The following is a 19,001-nucleotide window of genomic DNA, read 5'->3' on the forward strand; positions in this document are numbered from 1 at the left end:
TGAAATAGGGTGGTAAGGGAAAATGTCGTAACTTTGCAGCCGATAATTAATAACAGAAAACGAATTAGCAAATATGAAAAAACTATTCTTAGCGTTATCGCTTATCGCCGGTAGCCTGACAGCATCGGCACAGTGGGGACGTCCCGTGGATTACAGCGAGGGTCCCGGACTGAAAGATGCCTATAAAGGCTATTTCACTATCGGTGTGGCTGTAAACAAGTTCAACATCTCGGATCCTGCTCAGACTGCCATTGTCAAAAAGCAGTTCAATAGCGTGACTGCCGAGAATGCTTGGAAGCCAGGCGAGATTCATCCCAAAGAGGGTGTATGGAACTTTGGCTTAGCCGACAGCATCGCCAACTTCTGTCGTGAAAACGGTATCAAGATGCGTGGTCACTGTCTGTGCTGGCACTCACAGTTTGCCGACTGGATGTTTACCGACAAGAAGGGTAAGCCCGTCAAGAAAGAGGTATTCTACCAGCGCCTGCGCGAGCATATCCACACCGTGGTTAACCGCTATAAGGATGTGGTTTATGCTTGGGACGTAGTTAATGAGGCTATGGCCGATGATGGTCGTCCATTCGAGTTTGTTGATGGCAAGATGGTTCCAGCCAGTCCTTATCGTCAGAGCCGTCACTTTAAGCTGTGTGGCGACGAGTTTATTGCTAAGGCTTTTGAGTTTGCACGCGAGGCCGACCCAACAGGTGTGCTGATTTACAATGACTACAGCACCATCGACAATGGCAAGCGTGAGCGTATATATAATATGGTGAAGAAGATGAAGGAGGCTGGTGTGCCCATTGATGGTATCGGCATGCAGGGCCACTACAATATCTACTTCCCTGATGAGGAGCAGCTGGAAAAGGCTATCAACCGTTTCAGCGAGATTGTAAACACTATCCATATTACAGAGTTGGATCTGCGTACCAATACTGAGAGCGGTGGTCAGCTGATGTTCTCGCGTGGCGAGGCTAAACCACAGCCAGCTTATATGCAGACACTGCAGGAGGATCAGTATGCCCGTTTGTTCAAGATCTTCCGCAAGCACAAGGATGTGATTAAGAACGTGACCTTCTGGAACCTGAGTGATAAGGATTCTTGGCTGGGTGTGAACAACCACCCACTGCCTTTCGACGAGAACTTCAAGGCTAAGCGCTCGCTGCAGATTATCCGCGACTTTGATGCCGCTATGGATAACCGCAAGCCCAAAGAGGACTTCGTGCCCAACCCCATGAATCAGCCTGGACAGCAGTATCCTATGGTGAACTCAGAGGGGTATGCCCGTTTCCGTGTGGTGGCTCCCGATGCCAAGTCGGTCATCGTCAGCCTGGGTCTTGGTGGCCGTGGCGGTACCGTACTGCGCAAGGATAAGGATGGTGTTTGGACCGGTACTACTGAGGGTCCGATGGATCCTGGATTCCACTACTATCACTTGACTATCGATGGTGGCGTGTTTAACGATCCCGGCACACACAATTACTTCGGTTCTTGCCGTTGGGAGAGTGGTATCGAGATTCCTGCCAAGGATCAGGACTTCTATGCTTATCGCAAGGATATCAACCATGGTAACATCCAGCAGGTAACCTTCTGGAGCGAGAGCACAGGTAAGATGCAGACTGCCAATGTTTATCTGCCTTACGGTTACGGCAAGTTGGTAAAAGGTAAGAATGGTAAGATGACACAGGAGCGTTATCCAGTTCTGTATCTGCAACATGGTTGGGGTGAGAACGAAACCAGCTGGCCTGTACAGGGTAAGGCAGGACTCATCATGGATAACCTGATTGCCGACGGTAAAATCAAGCCATTCATCGTGGTAATGGCCTATGGACTGACCAACGACTTTAAGTTCGGTACCATCGGTAAGTTTACTGCAGAGGAGTTTGAGAAGGTGCTCATCGACGAGCTGATTCCTACTATCGATAAGAATTTCCTGACCAAGGCCGACAAGTGGAATCGTGCTATGGCCGGATTGTCGATGGGTGGTATGGAAACTAAGCTCATCACTCTGCGCCGTCCTGAGATGTTCGGTTACTGGGGACTGCTGAGTGGCGGTACCTATATGCCCGAGGAGATCAAGGACCCCAAGGCTGTGAAGTATATCTTCGAAGGATGTGGCGACAAGGAGAACCCAGAGGGTATCAACAAGAGCGTTGAGGCACTGAAGGCTGCCGGATTCAAAGCCGAAGGTCTGGTTTCTGAGGGCACAGCACACGAGTTCCTGACCTGGCGCCGTTGCCTGGAAAAGATGGCACAGAGCCTCTTTAAATAGGAAAAAGTGCTAAAAAAGTGCAGTTTTTATAAGGTTGAAACAAATAAGAAAGTAATTGTAACATAACAATAAGTGACTTTCGCAAAATTGCACTAACTTTGCACCCAGATAAAAGAAGAATCGGTTAAAATTGTTTTAGTTATATTAGTAGTTAGTAGTTTTTCCTTCCCTGGGACCCAAGAAAAGCGTTTCTTGTCCCAGGGTTTTTCTTTAAAATATAAAAAGTGAAATAATATTTGGTATTCTACTTACTTATTTGTATCTTTGTGCCCAAAAACAAACCTATAGTAACAGAATGAAACGATTAGTAACCATTTTGATTGCATTTTGTCTTGCAATCGTAGCGAGTGCTCAGCAACATAAGTTGTGGTATAGCAAGCCTGCCAGTCACTGGCTCGAGGCCCTGCCTGTGGGTAATTCTCACTTAGGCGCCATGGTCTTTGGCGGTACTGATGTAGAGCAGATACAGTTGAACGAAGAGACCTTCTGGAGTGGCTCGCCGCACAACAACAACAGTCCTGCGGCGAAGAACAGGCTTCAGGAGGTGCGCAAGCTGATTTTCGAAGGTAAGGAGAAAGAGGCGCATAACGTGATAGAGCGTACTTTCTTTAAAGGGCCTCACGGGCAGAAATACCTGCCCATGGGGGGACTGAAGCTGGTATTCGATTTTCAGGGGCAGGCTGCACCAACTAACTATCGTCGTGAGCTGAGTCTGGCCGATGCGCTGAACACCACGACCTATGAGGTGGATGGGGTGAAGTATGAGCGTACGGTCTTTGCCTCGCAGGCCGATAATGCCATCATCATCCGTGTGACGGCTGACAAGAAAAAGACCTTGAACTTCGAGGTGTCATATACCCGCGACAATCAGGTGGCAGAAGGTGGCGCTGTGGCCAAGAACGAGCATGCCTACCTGATTCAGAATGTTGACCACGAGGGTATTCCTGGCAAACTGAAAGCTGAGGTGCGTGTAAAAGTGCTGGCGGATGGTAGCGTGGTGGATACCGATAATACCATGCAGGTGCGTAGGGCTACTACTGCCACCATTCTGATCACGGCAGCTACCAACTACGTGAATTATAAGGATATCAGTGGCGATCCCATCTATAAGAACAATCTCACGATGCAGTCGCTTCATGGCAAGAGCTACCGACAGCTGCTGAAGCGTCATCTGCAGAGATATCAGGAACAGTACAACCGTGTATCGCTGTCGTTCCCCCAGTCGGCTCAATCAGAGATGGAGACCGACAAGCGTCTGGCTGCGTTCGACGGTAGCGACCTCGACATGGTGTCGCTCATGATGCAGTATGGCCGCTATCTGCTGATCTCGTCGTCGCAGCCTGGTGGACAGCCTGCCAATCTGCAGGGCGTGTGGAACGACAAGCAGAATGCCCCATGGGATTCGAAATATACCATTAATATCAATACCGAGATGAACTACTGGCCGGCATTAGTGGGTAATCTGGCAGAGACCCAGGAGCCTCTGTTCTCGATGATCCGTGATCTGAGTGTGACGGGTGCCAAGACTGCCAGGACCATGTATGATTGTCCGGGATGGGTGGCACACCATAATACCGACCTCTGGCGTATTGCCGGACCTGTGGATGGTACCACATGGGGCATGTTCCCAACGGGAGGCGCCTGGCTGACCACCCATCTGTGGCAGCACTATCTGTTTACTGGCGACAAACGTTTCTTAGAGGCTTTCTTCCCAGTGATGAAAGGTGCTGCTGATTTCCTGTTGTCGTATCTGCAGGAATACCCGAAGAACGGTGAGGTGAAACAGGCTGCAGGCTGGTTGGTTACCGTGCCTACGGTGTCGCCGGAACATGGACCGATGGGTAAGGGAACCACAGTGACGGCTGGCTCGACCATGGACAACCAGATTGTGTTTGATGTGCTGACCAGCACGCTGAGAGCTCATCAGATCTTAGGCTACCAGAATGTGGTCTATACCACCATGCTCGGACGCGCTATTGAAAAGTTGGCACCGATGCAGATAGGTAAGCATGGACAGTTGCAGGAGTGGCTGATTGATGCTGATGACCCCAAGGACGAGCATCGTCATATCTCACATCTGTATGGACTCTATCCTTCGAATCAGATTTCACCTTTTACACATCCGGAACTCTTTACCGCAGCTGCCAACACGCTGAACCAGCGTGGCGACATGGCTACGGGCTGGAGCTTAGGATGGAAAATCAATTTCTGGGCGCGTATGCTCGATGGCAACCATGCCTTCCAGATTATCAAGAATATGCTCCATCTGCTGCCCGATGACAGCAAGGCCGGCGAATTCCCTGATGGACGTACCTATCCCAACCTGTTTGATGCCCATCCGCCTTTCCAGATTGACGGTAACTTCGGTTGCTCGGCTGGTATCTGTGAGATGTTGCTGCAGAGCCACGACGGTGCTGTACATCTGTTGCCGGCATTGCCCGACGCCTGGAAGGAAGGAGAGGTGAAAGGCCTGCAGGCCCGAGGCGCCTTTACGGTTGACATGAAATGGGCGCAGGGCACACTCACAGAGGCTACCATCGTCTCGAAGATCGGCGGCACCCTGCGACTGCGTTCTTACGTGCCTCTGAAGGGAGTTGGACTGACACCAGCCCAAGGAGCGTGCGATAACGACCTGTTGAGGTCGGCTGTGATCCGTGAGCCGTTGAAGTCGCCAGAACTGAAGGACTTCCAGCTGCGGCCTGTCAAGCAGGTGTATGAGTATGACATCCATACCGCGCCTGGTAATATATATAAGGTGTACAGCGAGAATTGACCAATTAATATACATATCAATGAAGTATCAACTATTCCTAACAATGATGTTCTGTGCAGGCGTTTCGGCCTCGGCACAGACATGGCCTTATCAGAATCCTAACCTTTCTGCTAAGGAGAGAGCCGTAGATCTATGCGGCAGACTGACCCTTGAAGAAAAAGCCCAGCTGATGCTCGACGAGAGTCCGGCTATCCCCCGTCTGGGTATCAAGAAGTTCTTCTGGTGGAGTGAGGCACTGCATGGTGCCGCTAACATGGGAAATGTGACTAATTTCCCTGAGCCGGTGGGGATGGCTGCCTCGTTTAACCCCGACCTGCTGTACAAGGTGTTCGACATTGCCAGTACCGAGTTCCGTGCCCAGTACAACCACCGTATGTACGACCTGAAAGGTGAGGACATGAAGATGCGTAGCCTCTCGGTATGGACACCGAACGTGAACATCTTCCGTGACCCCCGTTGGGGCCGTGGACAGGAAACCTATGGCGAGGACCCCTATCTCACCAGTGTGATGGGTGTGCAGGTGGTCAGAGGTCTGCAGGGACCTGAGGATGCGAAGTACCGTAAGCTCTGGGCCTGTGCCAAGCACTATGCCGTGCATAGCGGACCGGAATATACCCGTCACTCGGCCAATCTGACCGATGTGCCTGTCCGTGATTTCTGGGAGACCTATATGCCTGCCTTCAAAACCCTGGTGCAGGATGCCAATGTGCGTGAGGTGATGTGTGCCTACCAGCGCCTGGACGATGACCCTTGTTGCGGCTCTAACCGTTTGCTGCAGCAGATTCTCCGCGATGAGTGGGGATTCAAGTACCTCGTGGTGAGCGACTGCGGTGCTGTGAGTGACTTCTATACCTCGCATAAGAGCAGCTCGTCGCCGGTGACCGCTTCGGCCAAGGCTACCCTGGCAGGAACGGATGTGGAGTGCGGCTATGGCTATGCCTATCGTAGTATTCCCGAGGCTGTACGTCGTGGTTTGATTACAGAGGCTGAGGTTGATAAGCACGTGATCCGTCTGCTCGAAGGTCGTTTCGACCTGGGTGAGATGGATGATCCTGCACTGGTAGAGTGGTCGAAGATTCCTTATTCTGCCATGTCGACCAAGGCTTCGGCACAGGTAGCGCTCGATATGGCGCGTCAGACCATCGTGCTGTTGCAGAACAAGGATGGTATCCTGCCGCTGAAGAGGAATGCCGAGAAGATTGCCGTGATAGGTCCTAATGCCCATAACGAACCGATGATGTGGGGTAACTATAACGGAACACCAAACCATACCGTCACCATTCTCGATGGTATCAAGGGTAAGCAGAAGAAACTGCTGTACCTGCCGGGTTGTGACCTGACCAACGACCGCGTGATGGAGTGCCATATCGCCTCGGAGTGTACCGCACCCGACGGTAAGAAGGGACTGAAGGGTACCTTCTGGAACAATACCGAAATGAAGGGTAAACCCTTTACAACCGAATACTATACCAAGCCTGTGAATGTGACCACTGCCGGTATGCATGTGTTTGCACCCAACCTGCCTATCGAGGATTTCTCGGCTAAATACGAGACCACCTTTACCCCCAAGGAGGCTGGCGAATATGTGGTGAACGTGGAGAGTACCGGTCATTTCGAACTCTATGTCAACGGCGAGAAGAAGTTCACACATCATATCTGGCGTGCCACACCTACCCGTACCGTGCTGAAGGCCGAGAAGGGACAGGCATTTAAGATTGAGGTACGCTTCCAGACCGTGAAGACCTGGGGCGCCTCGATGAAGATTGACGTGGCCCGTGAACTGCCTATCGACTACCAGCAGACCATCGCTCAGCTGAAGGGGATCAACAAGGTGATCTTCTGCGGTGGTATCGCACCCAGCCTGGAAGGTGAGGAGATGCCTGTCAATATCGAGGGCTTCAAGGGCGGCGACCGTACCAATATCGAGTTGCCGAAGGTGCAGCGTGAGTTCCTGAAGGCGCTGAAGGCTGCCGGCAAGCAGGTGATCTTTGTGAACTGTTCGGGTTCGGCAGTTGCATTGCAGCCGGAGACCGAGAGCTGCGATGCCATCGTGCAGGCCTGGTATGCCGGTCAGGAGGGTGGTACAGCCGTTGCCGACGTGCTCTTTGGCGATTACAACCCCTCAGGCAAGCTTTCTGTTACCTTCTATAAGAATACCCAGCAGCTGCCCGACTATGAGGACTACTCGATGAAGGGGCGTACCTATCGTTATTTCAATGATCCGCTTTTTGCCTTCGGCTATGGTCTGAGCTATACCGCCTTCGAGGTGGGCGAGGCCCAGTTGACTGGTGAGAAAGGGAACTACGAGGTGACTATCCCCGTGACCAATACCGGTAAGAAGAACGGTACAGAGGTGGTACAGCTGTATATCCGCGACCTGAGCGACCAGGATGGTCCGCTGAAGTCGCTGCGCGCCTTCCAGCGTGTAGAAGTAAAAGCCGGTCAGACAGCAACAGCCAAGCTGACACTGACACCGAAGAGCTTTGAGTTCTGGGATGCAGAGACCAATACCATGCGAACCAAGCCCGGACAGTATGAGATACTCTACGGTACCAGCTCGCTGGATCAAGACCTGAAAAAAATGACCATCACTTTTTAGTGGTGGTCATTTTTCTATGAATCAATAAGATGGCTGCTATAATCAATAGGAGTGCTATACCGACTATTGTGGCATAACTCCAGAAATTGTCAACAGACGTATCCTTCACCTTTTCCCATATCTCGCGTAACACCTCCTGACGGTCGCCGCTGTCGCGGAGGAAACTGCATCGGCTGATGACATCCTTATCCGGATACATGATGCTGTCCACATGGACCGCTGTGGCCTCAGGACCGAAAAAATAGCTGAGGTCGATGGTGTGCTGGAGGCTGTTGTCGGTGACGGCCTCCAGAATCTCTGGTGTGGCAATGGCCGAGCTGTAGCCGGTCTCTGCCATGCAGAGCAGGGCAATGTCGGGACGGCACATGAAGTTCAGCCAATAGCTGGCGGCCTGCACATTCTGGCAACTGGTGGGGATGACCCAGCAGTCGGCCCAGCAGTCGCTGCCTTCTATCGGTACGATATACTGCAGCTGCAGCTTGTCGTCGGCCTCGTCGATGGCCCACTTGGCATCACCGTTCCAGGTCAAGGTCATCCATTCCTTGCCATCCTGCATCTGACGTTTGTCGTCTTCTACGGCAAAGCTCTTCATCTGTGGTCGGGCTTGCTTCAGCAGGTCTTCTACGATGGCGATGTTGCGGTTGGTCAGATAGGCTGCCAACAGGTTGCGGTTGGTGGTACCAGCCTTGATATCGTCGTAGAAGGCGTAGTTGATGAAGATATTATAGATGTCGCTGAACGAGTCCTTCATGATGACCTTACCGCGGAATTTGGGGTCGAACAGGAATTTCCAGCTATAGACATCCTCGGGGTTTACGTATTTGGTGTTGATGAGCACGCCGGTGTTGCCCCACAGATAGCCTATGGTGTAGTCCTTGGCGACAATGCCCTGGGCCTCGCCGATATGCTGCAAGAGATCGTCGATGAAGGGCGAGGTGCCATTCATCCAGTTGGGGATACCCTTCTCTACAAAGCTGGTGTCGATGCGATGCAGCATCTTGTGTTTCATCATACGCTCGGCGAGATATTCGGGAGGACAGAAGACATCGACCTGGGCCTGACCGCACAGGATCTGTGTGAAACAGTCCTCTGGATAGTCATAGGTTATATATTCCACTTTGATGGGATGGCCAGTGACATCCTGGTACCATTTCTCGAACATGTCGATAACCCCTTCGCCGATATAATCACCCCAGTTATACACCCTGAGTACCTCCTGGCGATTATTCTGGGCTTGCAGGCCCAGCAAGCAGCATAAGGCAAGAACGATGGTCGCTATTCTTCTCATTATGACCTCCTACTTTTCACGATTAGCGTTGTTCGTGTTCCTTCATGTAGTCACGTGGTGACATACCATAGAACTTCTTGAATACAGTAGAGAACGAAGCCGAGTTGGCAAATCCGCAGGCATACATCACCTCGGTGACGTTCATGCCCTGATTAGCCAGCAGCTGCGCTGCCTTCTTCAGGCGGATGTTACGGATGAAATCGTGGGGGGTCTGGCCCGTCAGGTCTTTCATCTTACGGTGCAGGTGTACACGGCTGATACCAACGGTGTCGGCAATCATGTCCACACTCAGGTCGGAGTTGTTCAGATTCTTGTTGATACACTCCATGATACGCTCCAACAACTTCTCATCGGGCGATTTGAGACGAATCTCGTCAACCTGCTCTTCCAGATCGTCGTTACGCTCGTATTTCAGGCGCAGCATACGGTTCTTATTGATCAGGTTGATGATAGTGCGGCGCAGGATATCCATATTGAATGGTTTGACGATATAGGCGTCGGCACCTGCCTCCAAGCCCTCCAGCTTATCCTCGTCGCGGTTCTTGGCTGTCAGCAGGACGACAGGGATAGAGTTGGTGCTCGGGTTAGTCTTCAAACGTGAACAGAGCGCGTTACCATCCATCTCCGGCATCATGATATCACTCATCACCAGGTCGGGCTTGCAACGGATGATTTCGCCTAAGGCCTCACGACCGTTGGTGCAGATATGGACATCGTAGTCGGTCGAGAGTTCTCTATCCAGATAGTTACGGATCTCTTCATCATCCTCGGCAATCACCAGTGTCATCTTGCTGTTAGCGGGCTTCAACTCCTGGATAGGTGTTGGCTCCTCGCTCTCCTGTACCTCTTCCAGCAACTGTTCCGGTGTGATGGTGTCGGTATTCTCTTCTTCTTCTGCCAGCATGATCTCCTCAGGAGACAGGTGACTGTTGCCCATCGGGATGTTGATGACAAACTCACAGCCTTTCTCCAGGTTGTGGACGGTGATGGTACCGTGGTGGAGCTCAACGAGCGAACGTGTCAGGTCGAGACCGATACCGGTACCTACATAGCGGTCGTTGATTGAATTCGGAGTCTGGTAGAAGCGGTCGAAGATTTTGTTGAGCTTGTCTTCGGGGATGGATTCGCCATTGTCGTAGATGGCAATGGTAGCCGACTGGCTGTTGTGAGTCAGGTTGATGCCGATCTCACCACCGGTAGGCGTGTATTTGAAGGCGTTTGACAGCACGTTCATAAAGACCTTGTCGAAGTTCTGACGGTCTATCCAAACGAGAATATTCTCCTCGTCGAAGTTGAAGAGGAACTTAATCTGCTTGGATTTCGCCTGCCTATCGAATAGGTTGTAAATATCCTTTGCGAAACTGACCAGGTTGGTTTCACGCATGCGCATCTGCATCTGTCCCTTGTCAATCTTACGCAGGTCCATCATCTGGTTGATCAGACTGAGAATACGTTCTGCGTTACGTTTGATAGTCTCGTAGACACCTTTTCGGTTGGGATCGTCATCGTTCTTGATTAGCGAGAGCAATGGCGTGATAATCAGCGTCATAGGCGTACGGATCTCGTGACTCATGTTCATGAAGAAGCGTAGCTTGGCCTCGCCCATCTCTTCGGCATGGATATGGGCCTGCAGGCGCAGCCGGTCCTGTTCCTTATGACGGCGATAAGCCAGGTATTGCCAGATGAAGAGTCCGATCACGATGGCATAGAAGAAATAGGCCCATGCCGAACGGTACCAAGGACTGTGGATGACCACGGTGAACTCTCTGAGCGGCGTCTCGATGTTGTTGCGTTCGGCCTTCACTCTGAAACGGTAGGTGCCTTGTGGCAGGTGCGACAGGGTCAGGATGTTCTCGCCAGGTTGCAGACGGTTGAATGGCTCGCCGTTGATGCTGTATAAATAAGAAATGTGTTCGGGATTCTCGTAGGTCAGCGTTGAGAACTGGATAGAGAACGTATTATCGCTGTAGCTCAGTTCAAAACGGTTGCTGGCGATGATGGCCGTATCGGTAACCAGATAGTTGCCTGAACGGGTGGCTCTGTTCACTTGCTGGCCGTTGATGGCAAAGGAGGTCAGTTTAACCTCTGCTTCCCATTTGCTGGGGGTGATACGGTTAGAGTCGAACCAAGAGATGCCAGCCGTTCCGCCCATGGCCAGTATGCCGCTGGCGGAAATAAAGGATGCACCGTCGCTGAACTCGTTGCTTTGAAGACCGTCGTCAGCAAAATAGTTCTGCCAGATGTTGGTTTTCGGGGAGAAACAGCTCAGGCCATGGTCGGTTCCTATCCAGAGTCGGCCTTGTGGGTCGCGTTCGATGGTGGCGATACCATTATCGGCCAGTCCGTCCTCACGTGTATATCGCTTGGTCTTGTGGCTTACCAGATCATAGCAATACAGACCTTCGTTCGTACCGTACCAGAGTTTACCATCATATTCGCGTGTCACTCTGACGGGCATGCTGTAGTTCAGACAGTTGGTGCCAAAAGTCTTGGTCCAGCTGTTCTCAATCAGGTCCAGACAGCACAGTCCCATTGTGGTTGAGGCATAGATACGTTTACCGTCGGGCGACAGATGAACCTGTGAGATATAGTCGTTGCTGATACAGTTCATCTTTCTGTCCTTGTCGGCGCCGTTCTTCATCTTATAGGTGGCGACGATACGGCCGTCTTTAGCATCCATCTTGACCACACCGTGCCTCATGGTGGCCAACCACAGATAACCATCGTTGCTGACGGCGACGCTCATTACAATCAGATGCGGATCCTGGGGGAACGGAATACGGTGATACTGGAAGCTGACAGGGTCGATCCAGCCGATGCCTTCGCGGTAGCTGCCTACCCAGATGCGTCCGTCTAATCCTTCAGCTAATGCCATCACCACCGATGGGAACTGGTCCTTCAGGTGTTTGACAGCCTTGGTGTTGTAATCGTAGCAATACACACCGTCCTTGTCGGTACCTACCCAGATACGTTGCTTGCTGTCCATGCAAACGCTGACCACGCAGGACGAGCCCAGAATGTTACGGGCACCTAACTTATGACCCATGTAGTTGAAGCCTTTGAAGTTGATGGGCTGCATGAAGATACCCTTCTGAAGCAGTCCTAACCACAGGTTGCCGCTCTTGTCTTCTGTGATGGAATAGACCTTACTGATAGTGAGGTCGACCTCAAGCGAGAAGAACGGGTTGTTGATGAGTTCCTTGGTGCGGGGGTCGAAAAGGGCAACACCTTTTCCGTCGTAACCAATCACAATCATGCCATCGTGGTCGCAATAGAGGGCGGAAACCGAGTTGTTGCCGGTTTCTTCAATATGTACAAAGGTGTCGCCCTGCATGCGGTAGGCGCCACTATTCACGGTGCCGGCATAGATGACGCCATCCTTACCTTCGGCCAGACATACGAATACCTGGTCGGCCTTGTCTGTCAGGTGGCGTTTCATGGTCTTGCCGTCGTATGAGATGAGGCCCATGTGGTCGGTAGCTATCCACAGCGTACCTCTTCTGTCTTCAATCATGCCGTTTACGGTATGGATGGTAGCCAGAGGGCCTTTCTCCTGTATGGCGGTATGCTGGTTCTTGAATTTCAGGATACCCAGTCCAGAGGTTCCAGTCAGGATATCACCATTCTTGCGCTCTAAGAAACAGTTGGGGAAACAGTGGCCTTTGTTGCCGTCCTTGTCCAGCATGACCACTTGATGGAACTGATTGCCATCCCAGGTCTGCAGACCACCGTACATACCGAAATAGAATGTACCTTTGCTGTCCTGCATCATGCTGTTCACATAGTTGCTGGCCAGCGAACGGTCGTGCAGATTCTCTTTTCTGAAAACGCGGAACTGATAACCATCATAGCGGTTGATACCATTACGGGTGGTTGCCCAGATAAATCCTTCGTTGTCAAGGTACACTTGGGTGACGAAACTGCTCGACAATAATTGATTGTCCGTACTAAAGAACTTTCCCCTTTGGGCGAAAGCACTCGTTGAGAAGATAAATGAAGTTAGTAACAGTAGAAACTTAACTCGCATTGTTTTGTTAGTATTTTATTGATCGTTAGTTGCTTTAATTTTGTTATATGTTGCAAAGATAAGGTATTTTTCGTTTTGTAACAAACAAATGTTACAAATATTAAACTTTTTGATACATTTATAGTAATTTTAGTGCCTAAAAAGGCCTACCTTTGCATCGGATATATATAATTTGTAACATTAGCGCGTATGATTCAACGACATTTTTTGTTAAAATCACTGATGGTTGTTGCTTTTTGGGCATATGTTTTGTGTGTTAAGGCAACCGATCAGTTTGTGTTCTTCCAACCCTCTTCTGAGATGTGGCAGCTGAGACAGTATACTGTTTCGGTGAGTCAGAAGGAGCATAGTTGTGTGCAGTTGGCGGTTGGTAATCTCTTATCGGATTTCGGCAAGGTGACGGGTAAGGCTGCTACGCTTTCTGATGCTGCCGAAATCCTGGTAGGTACCGTTGGTGTGAATCCGCAGATTGACCAATGGGTGAAGCAGGGAGAGTTGCGTGATTTGAAAGGTAAGACCGAGAAGTATATCATCAAGACCATCGGTCAGCAACTGGTGATTGCCGGTAGTGATAAGCGTGGTACGGTATATGGCGTTTATGAACTCTCCAAGCAGCTGGGCGTGTCGCCTTGGTATTATTGGGCTGATGTGCCTGTGGAAAAACATGCTACTCTCTATATAAAGAAAGGTGTATTCACTGATGGCGAGCCTGCCGTGCGTTATCGTGGTCTGTTTCTGAATGATGAGGCGCCTTGTCTGACTACATGGGTCAAGAATACCTTTGGTACTGATTACGGTGGGCATCTGTTCTATGAGAAGGTCTTCGAGTTGATTCTCCGTTTGAAGGGTAACTATCTGTGGCCTGCCATGTGGGGATGGGCTTTCTATGCCGATGATCCCGAAAATCTGAAGACTGCCGACCGTATGGGTGTGATGATGGGTACTTCGCACCATGAGCCTATGGCGCGCAACCATCAGGAGTATGCCCGTCATCGAAAAGAGTGGGGCGCCTGGAATTACGCGACCAACAAGCAGAACCTGGATCGTTTCTTCCGTGAGGGCATAGAGCGGATGAAGCATACCGATGATATTGTAACCATCGGCATGCGTGGTGATGGTGATGAAGCAATGGGTAACGGTACTGATACCCGATTGCTGGAGAATATCATCCAGAATCAGCGCCGGATAATCAAAGAGGTGACCAAACGTCCTGCCAAGGAAACACCGCAGATCTGGGCCTTATATAAAGAGGTGCAGGACTATTATGATGCCGGTTTGCGTGTGCCCGATGATGTCACTATCCTGTTGTGTGACGATAACTGGGGTAATGTGCGTCGCATTCCTACTGCAGAAGAGCAGAAACGCAAAGGCGGGTGGGGCCTCTATTACCACGTGGACTATGTTGGTGCGCCCCGCAACTCTAAGTGGATTAACGTGACACCTATCCAGAATATGTGGGAGCAGTTGCAGTTGGCTTACAATGGTGGTATCCAGAAACTCTGGATCCTGAATGTGGGCGATCTGAAGCCTATGGAATATCCCATTCAGCTGTTTATGGACATGGCGTGGAATCCGTCGAAGTATCGTGTGGATAACCTGTTGGATCATACCCGACAGTTCTGTGCCGAGAGTTTTGGTGAGGCGCATGCCGATGAGGCCGCTTCGCTGCTGAACTTAGTCAGCAAGTACAATGGACGTATCACAGCAGAGATGCTGGATGCCAGAACCTATACCTGTGAGGAGTTTGAACAGGTGGTGAACGAGTATCGGGCACTAGAAACACGGGCACTCCGCTTGTTCCTGGAACTCAATCCTGCATGTCAGGATGCTTATCGCCAGCTCATCCTCTTCCCTGTGCAGGCCATGGGTAATATCTATGAGATGTACTATGCCCAGGCGATGAACCTGCAGCTGGCTAAGCAGGGTGATCCTGATGCCAACCTGTGGGCTGAGCGTTGTCGGCAGGCTTTCAAGCGCGACTCGCTGCTCTGTGCTTATTATAATAAGGTGATGAGTGGTGGGAAATGGGATGGTATGATGATTCAGAAGCATATCGGTTACCGGATGTGGAATGATAACTTCCCTGCTGATGTGTGTCCACGTCTGATTGCTGTGCCGCAACCTGAACATGGCCCTGTATTCTCGCCGTGTGATGGCTATGTGAGCATAGAGGCTGAGCATACCTACAGTCGCCAGGATGCTACCAAAGCCCAGTGGACGGTGATTCCCTATATGGGGCGTACGCTGAGTGGTGTTGCCTTGATGCCTTATACCGCTGCTACCGATCAGGCACAGTTGACTTACCGCTTCACTTCTTCCGGTGTGAAGACTGCCAAGGTGCATGTGGTTACCAAATCAACACTCGACTATCTGGATAAAGGTGGCTTGGTCTATGAGGTATCGATAGACGGTCAGGCGCCCGTTCCGGTGAATTTCAATAAGGACCTGAATGAGAAGCCTGAGAATATCTACTCGGTCTATTATCCAACGGTTGCCAAGCGCGTGGTGGAACAGGTGGTGGAATTGCCGCTCGATGATCAGGCAGAGGTGCATAGCCTGACCATCCATCCGCAGGATCCAGGAATCGTCTTCGAGAAGGTGGTGATAGATCTGGGTGGCTATCAACCGCAGTATCTTTTTGGCAAAGAATCGCCGAAAACTTATAAAAAGTATTAAAGATAAAGGGTCGCGTTTGCGGCCTTTTTTTATTTGTGGTATCACATAGTTTGCTAAATGTAACAAATAAGTGTAATTGTTACTCTTTATAAACTTTATGATGCTAGTAAAAAGTGATTATTAATATTAAATAATGTAATTTTGCTGCGCTTAGACAATGTGATGTCGGCTTATCTTTATCAAAATTAACTATAGTCAAATTATGTATCAAAATCAATCAAAATGAAACAGCTAACAAGTCTTTTGAAACGCGCTGTTCCTACTTTGCTTCTGCTTTTCTGCTCTGCCTTTGCGCAGGCGCAGGGAGGCGGGATCAATGTTAAAGGTTCGGTCGTGGACAATGCAGGTGAGCCTCTGATTGGCGCATCGGTTGTTTTGAAGGGAAATGCTGGTCAAGGTACGGTAACGGACTTTGACGGTAATTTCCAGTTGAAAGTTCCTTCTGAGAGTTCAATTCTCGTGATCTCTTATGTAGGAATGAACACTCAGGAGTTGAAAGTGGGCAAGCAGCGCACTTTCCATGTGACACTGACCGACAACACCAAGTTGACGGAAGTGGTAGTCGTTGGTTACGGCCAGCAGAAGAAAGCCTCAGTGGTTGGTGCTATCACCCAGACCACAGGCGAAGTGCTGGAGCGTGCCGGTGGTGTAAGTAACATTGGTGCCGCACTGACAGGTAACCTGCCAGGTGTTGTAACCATGCAGTCTACTGGTATGCCAGGTGATGAGGATCCAAAGATCGTTATCCGTGGTATCTCTTCTTGGAACTCAAGCGATCCTCTTGTATTGGTGGATGGTATTGAGCGTTCACTCGGTAGCATCGATATCGCCTCTGTGCAGAGCATTTCTGTACTGAAGGATGCTTCTGCTACAGCTGTGTACGGTGTGAAGGGTGCCAATGGTGTTATCCTGGTAACAACTAAGCGTGGTAATGATGGTAAGGCCAAGATCGAAATCGGTATACAGGCTACAGCCAAGGTGGTATCACAGCTGCCTGGTAAGCTGCACTCTGCCGAAGCTCTGATGGTTCGTAACCAGGCCATTGAGCATGAGCTGGGTCTGACTCCTTCTTCTTGGGGCAAGATCACCCCTGACGCTATCCTGAATAAGTACCGCAACCCAGCCAACCAGGCTGAGCGTGAGCGTTACCCAGACGTTGACTGGCAGGATGAGCTCTTCAAGAAGATGGCTTTTTCTTATAATCCTAATGTGAACATCTCGGGTGGTACCAAGGCGGTGAAGTACTTCGCTTCTGTTGACTTCCTGCACGAGGGTGACCTTTACAAGGAGTTTGATAATAACCGCGGTTACAACGCCGGTTATGGTTTCAACCGTATCAACGTACGTTCGAACCTGGACTTCCAGCTGACTAAGACAACAGTCCTGAAGTCGAACCTGTTTGGTAGCCATGGCCAGAAGAAGGGTCTGTATGGTATTGATACCGGTTCTTGGTATGAGTCACAGTTGTGGCAGGCTGCCTACAGCACACCAACTGATGCCTTCATGCCTCGTTACAGTGACGGTACATGGGGTTACTATCCTGACGACACTCAGGGTGCACACAACTCTATGCAGGATATTGCAACTGGTCACGGTTCTGCCACCTCTACTACTACGCGCGTAAACACCGACTTTATCCTGGAACAGGATCTGTCGTTCATCACACCAGGACTTCGTGCTTCGGCTATGGTATCTTGGGATAACGTGTTTGTTGAGGTGAACCGTGGTATCAACGATATGAACCACTCTACACAGACTAAGTGGATTGATCCTGCTACAGGCGAGGAGAAGTATTCTCAGCCTCAGGATAGTAAGACTAACTTCGACTACCATGAGGGTATCCTTTGGGGTACTGATGGTGGTTCTATCCAGAACTGGAACACACAGCGTAACCTGTTCTATCAGGGACAGTTGTTCTGGGGACGTCAGTTTGGTCAGCACGATGTAACCGCCATGGGTGTATTCAACCGCACAGAGCGTACATGGGGTGGAAACTTCACTAACTATCGTGAGGACTGGGCCTTCCGTACTACCTATAATTATGGTGGTAGATATTTCATTGAGTACAATGGTGCTTATAACGGTTCTGAGAAGTTCTCAAGTAAAAACCGTTTCGCTTTCTTCAACTCAGGTGCCGTAGGTTACATGGTCAGCGAGGAGAAGTTCTTCCAGCCTTTGAAGAAGTATATCGGCATGCTGAAGTTCCGTTATTCTTATGGTGAAGTTGGTGATGACTATATCAACAATCGTTGGCTCTATGCCACACAGTGGTCGTACGGTGGCAGCATCCAGCAGGGTCTGCAGACCGAGACCAGCCCTTACACTTGGTATAAAGAGTCTTCGGTAGGTAACCCCGATGTACATTGGGAGAAGGCTATCAAGCAGAACTTAGGTATCGACTACTCACTGTTGGATGGTCTGTTCGCCGGATCGATTGAAATCTTCCACGAGAAGCGTTCTGATATTCTGATTGCAGGTGGTAACCGCTCTATTCCTTCTTATTATGGTGCAACACCTGCCACTGCTAACCTGGGTCGTGTTCGTACCAAGGGTTATGAGTTGGAACTCCGCGTTAACAAGGTGCTTCATAATGGCATGCGTTTCTGGGGTAACTTCAACATGACTCATGCTGAGAATAAGATTCTGGAGTATGATGATGCTCCTGGATTGCCTGCTTATCAGAAGCAGACCGGCTTTGCCATCGGTCAGGATCATGCTAACCTGACTTCTGGCTACGCTAACACATGGGATCAAGTAATCGGTATGACTGAGTTCAATACCAACGATAACCAGAAACTGCCTGGATCATACGTGATTCACGACTACAATGGTGATGGTGTGATTGATTCTAACGATTCTGCTCCATACAGCCTGACTGGTACTCCACAGAACACTTACAGTGCTTCTATCGGTTGGGAATGGAAAGGCTTCAGCCTCTATATGCAGTTCTATGGTGTACGTAACGTGGTTCGTTATGTTGCCTTCAACTCACTGCCTGGTGGTAAGCTCGATACCGTATATGATGAGGGTAGCTACTGGACGCTTGACAACATGGATGCCGATGCACCTATGCCACGTTGGGGTTCTAAGCCTGACTACTATGAGGGAACCCGTTTCCACTACGATGGTTCATTTATTCGTCTGAAGAATGCTGAAATCGCCTATACATTTACTCAGCCTTGGGTGAAGAAGATGGGTGTACAGAGCCTGAAGCTCTTCCTGAATGGTAACAACCTCTGGGTATGGAGCCGCATGCCAGACGACCGTGAGTCAAACTTCGCTGGAACAGGTCTCGCTTCACAGGGAGCCTATCCTACTGTAAAGCGTTTCAACTTAGGTCTTAAGATCAACCTATAAAATAAGCAAACA

Annotated in this window: 7 protein-coding genes; 5 read left to right on the forward strand and 2 right to left on the reverse strand. The window is 50.3% G+C overall.

Going from position 1 to position 19,001, the window contains the following annotated elements; translation table 11 throughout:
• The first annotated feature begins 73 nt into the window (after nucleotides 1-73).
• The 3 genes from xyn10D/fae1 to xyl3A all read left to right on the forward strand — a co-directional run bounded on the left by xyn10D/fae1 (nucleotide 74) and on the right by xyl3A (nucleotide 7,641).
• A complete protein-coding gene (gene xyn10D/fae1 / locus T495_RS0103800; RefSeq protein ID WP_028902293.1) occupies nucleotides 74-2,269 on the forward strand; it encodes a bifunctional endo-1,4-beta-xylanase/feruloyl esterase in 2,196 nt (731 codons plus the stop codon).
• Between the two features lie 295 nt (nucleotides 2,270-2,564).
• Nucleotides 2,565-5,042: a glycoside hydrolase N-terminal domain-containing protein gene (locus tag T495_RS0103805; RefSeq protein WP_033147621.1), complete on the forward strand. Its 2,478-nt coding sequence runs from the start codon at nucleotides 2,565-2,567 to the stop codon at nucleotides 5,040-5,042.
• 19 nt (nucleotides 5,043-5,061) lie between these two features.
• Nucleotides 5,062-7,641 carry a xylan 1,4-beta-xylosidase gene (gene xyl3A, locus T495_RS0103810; RefSeq protein WP_081831999.1) on the forward strand — a complete coding sequence of 860 codons (2,580 nt, stop codon included), beginning with the start codon at nucleotides 5,062-5,064 and terminating at the stop codon, nucleotides 7,639-7,641.
• Here xyl3A and T495_RS0103815 read toward each other — a convergent pair.
• The gene (locus tag T495_RS0103815; protein WP_033147622.1) at nucleotides 7,631-8,929 is read right to left on the reverse strand and encodes an ABC transporter substrate-binding protein; all 1,299 of its coding nucleotides are present in this window, start codon (nucleotides 8,927-8,929) and stop codon (nucleotides 7,631-7,633) included. The genes xyl3A and T495_RS0103815 overlap by 11 nt on opposite strands.
• Before the next feature lie 22 nt (nucleotides 8,930-8,951).
• On the reverse strand, nucleotides 8,952-12,956 hold the full coding sequence (locus T495_RS0103820; protein WP_033147623.1) for a two-component regulator propeller domain-containing protein: 4,005 nt from the start codon (nucleotides 12,954-12,956) through the stop codon (nucleotides 8,952-8,954).
• Between the two features lie 189 nt (nucleotides 12,957-13,145).
• Here T495_RS0103820 and T495_RS0103825 point away from each other — a divergent pair, with 189 nt between their 5' ends.
• A complete protein-coding gene (locus T495_RS0103825; RefSeq protein WP_033147624.1) occupies nucleotides 13,146-15,632 on the forward strand; it encodes a glycosyl hydrolase 115 family protein in 2,487 nt (828 codons plus the stop codon).
• Nucleotides 15,633-15,854: 222 nt separating this feature from the next.
• A complete protein-coding gene (locus T495_RS0103830; protein WP_033147625.1) occupies nucleotides 15,855-18,989 on the forward strand; it encodes a TonB-dependent receptor in 3,135 nt (1,044 codons plus the stop codon).
• Nucleotides 18,990-19,001: the final 12 nt, after the last annotated feature.

The sequence above is a fragment of the Prevotella sp. P6B1 genome (genome assembly GCF_000702825.1).
GTDB lineage: Bacteria > Bacteroidota > Bacteroidia > Bacteroidales > Bacteroidaceae > Prevotella.

Excerpts from the sequence above, each read along its gene's own strand:
- T495_RS0103805 (WP_033147621.1), top strand. The coding sequence starts at position 2,565 with ATGAAACGATTAGTAACCATTTTGATTGCATTTTGTCTTGCAATCGTA.
- T495_RS0103815 (WP_033147622.1), bottom strand. The coding sequence starts at position 8,929 with ATGAGAAGAATAGCGACCATCGTTCTTGCCTTATGCTGCTTGCTGGGC.
- xyl3A (WP_081831999.1), top strand. The coding sequence starts at position 5,062 with ATGAAGTATCAACTATTCCTAACAATGATGTTCTGTGCAGGCGTTTCG.
- T495_RS0103825 (WP_033147624.1), top strand. The coding sequence starts at position 13,146 with ATGATTCAACGACATTTTTTGTTAAAATCACTGATGGTTGTTGCTTTT.
- T495_RS0103830 (WP_033147625.1), top strand. The coding sequence starts at position 15,855 with ATGAAACAGCTAACAAGTCTTTTGAAACGCGCTGTTCCTACTTTGCTT.
- T495_RS0103820 (WP_033147623.1), bottom strand. The coding sequence starts at position 12,956 with ATGCGAGTTAAGTTTCTACTGTTACTAACTTCATTTATCTTCTCAACG.
- xyn10D/fae1 (WP_028902293.1), top strand. The coding sequence starts at position 74 with ATGAAAAAACTATTCTTAGCGTTATCGCTTATCGCCGGTAGCCTGACA.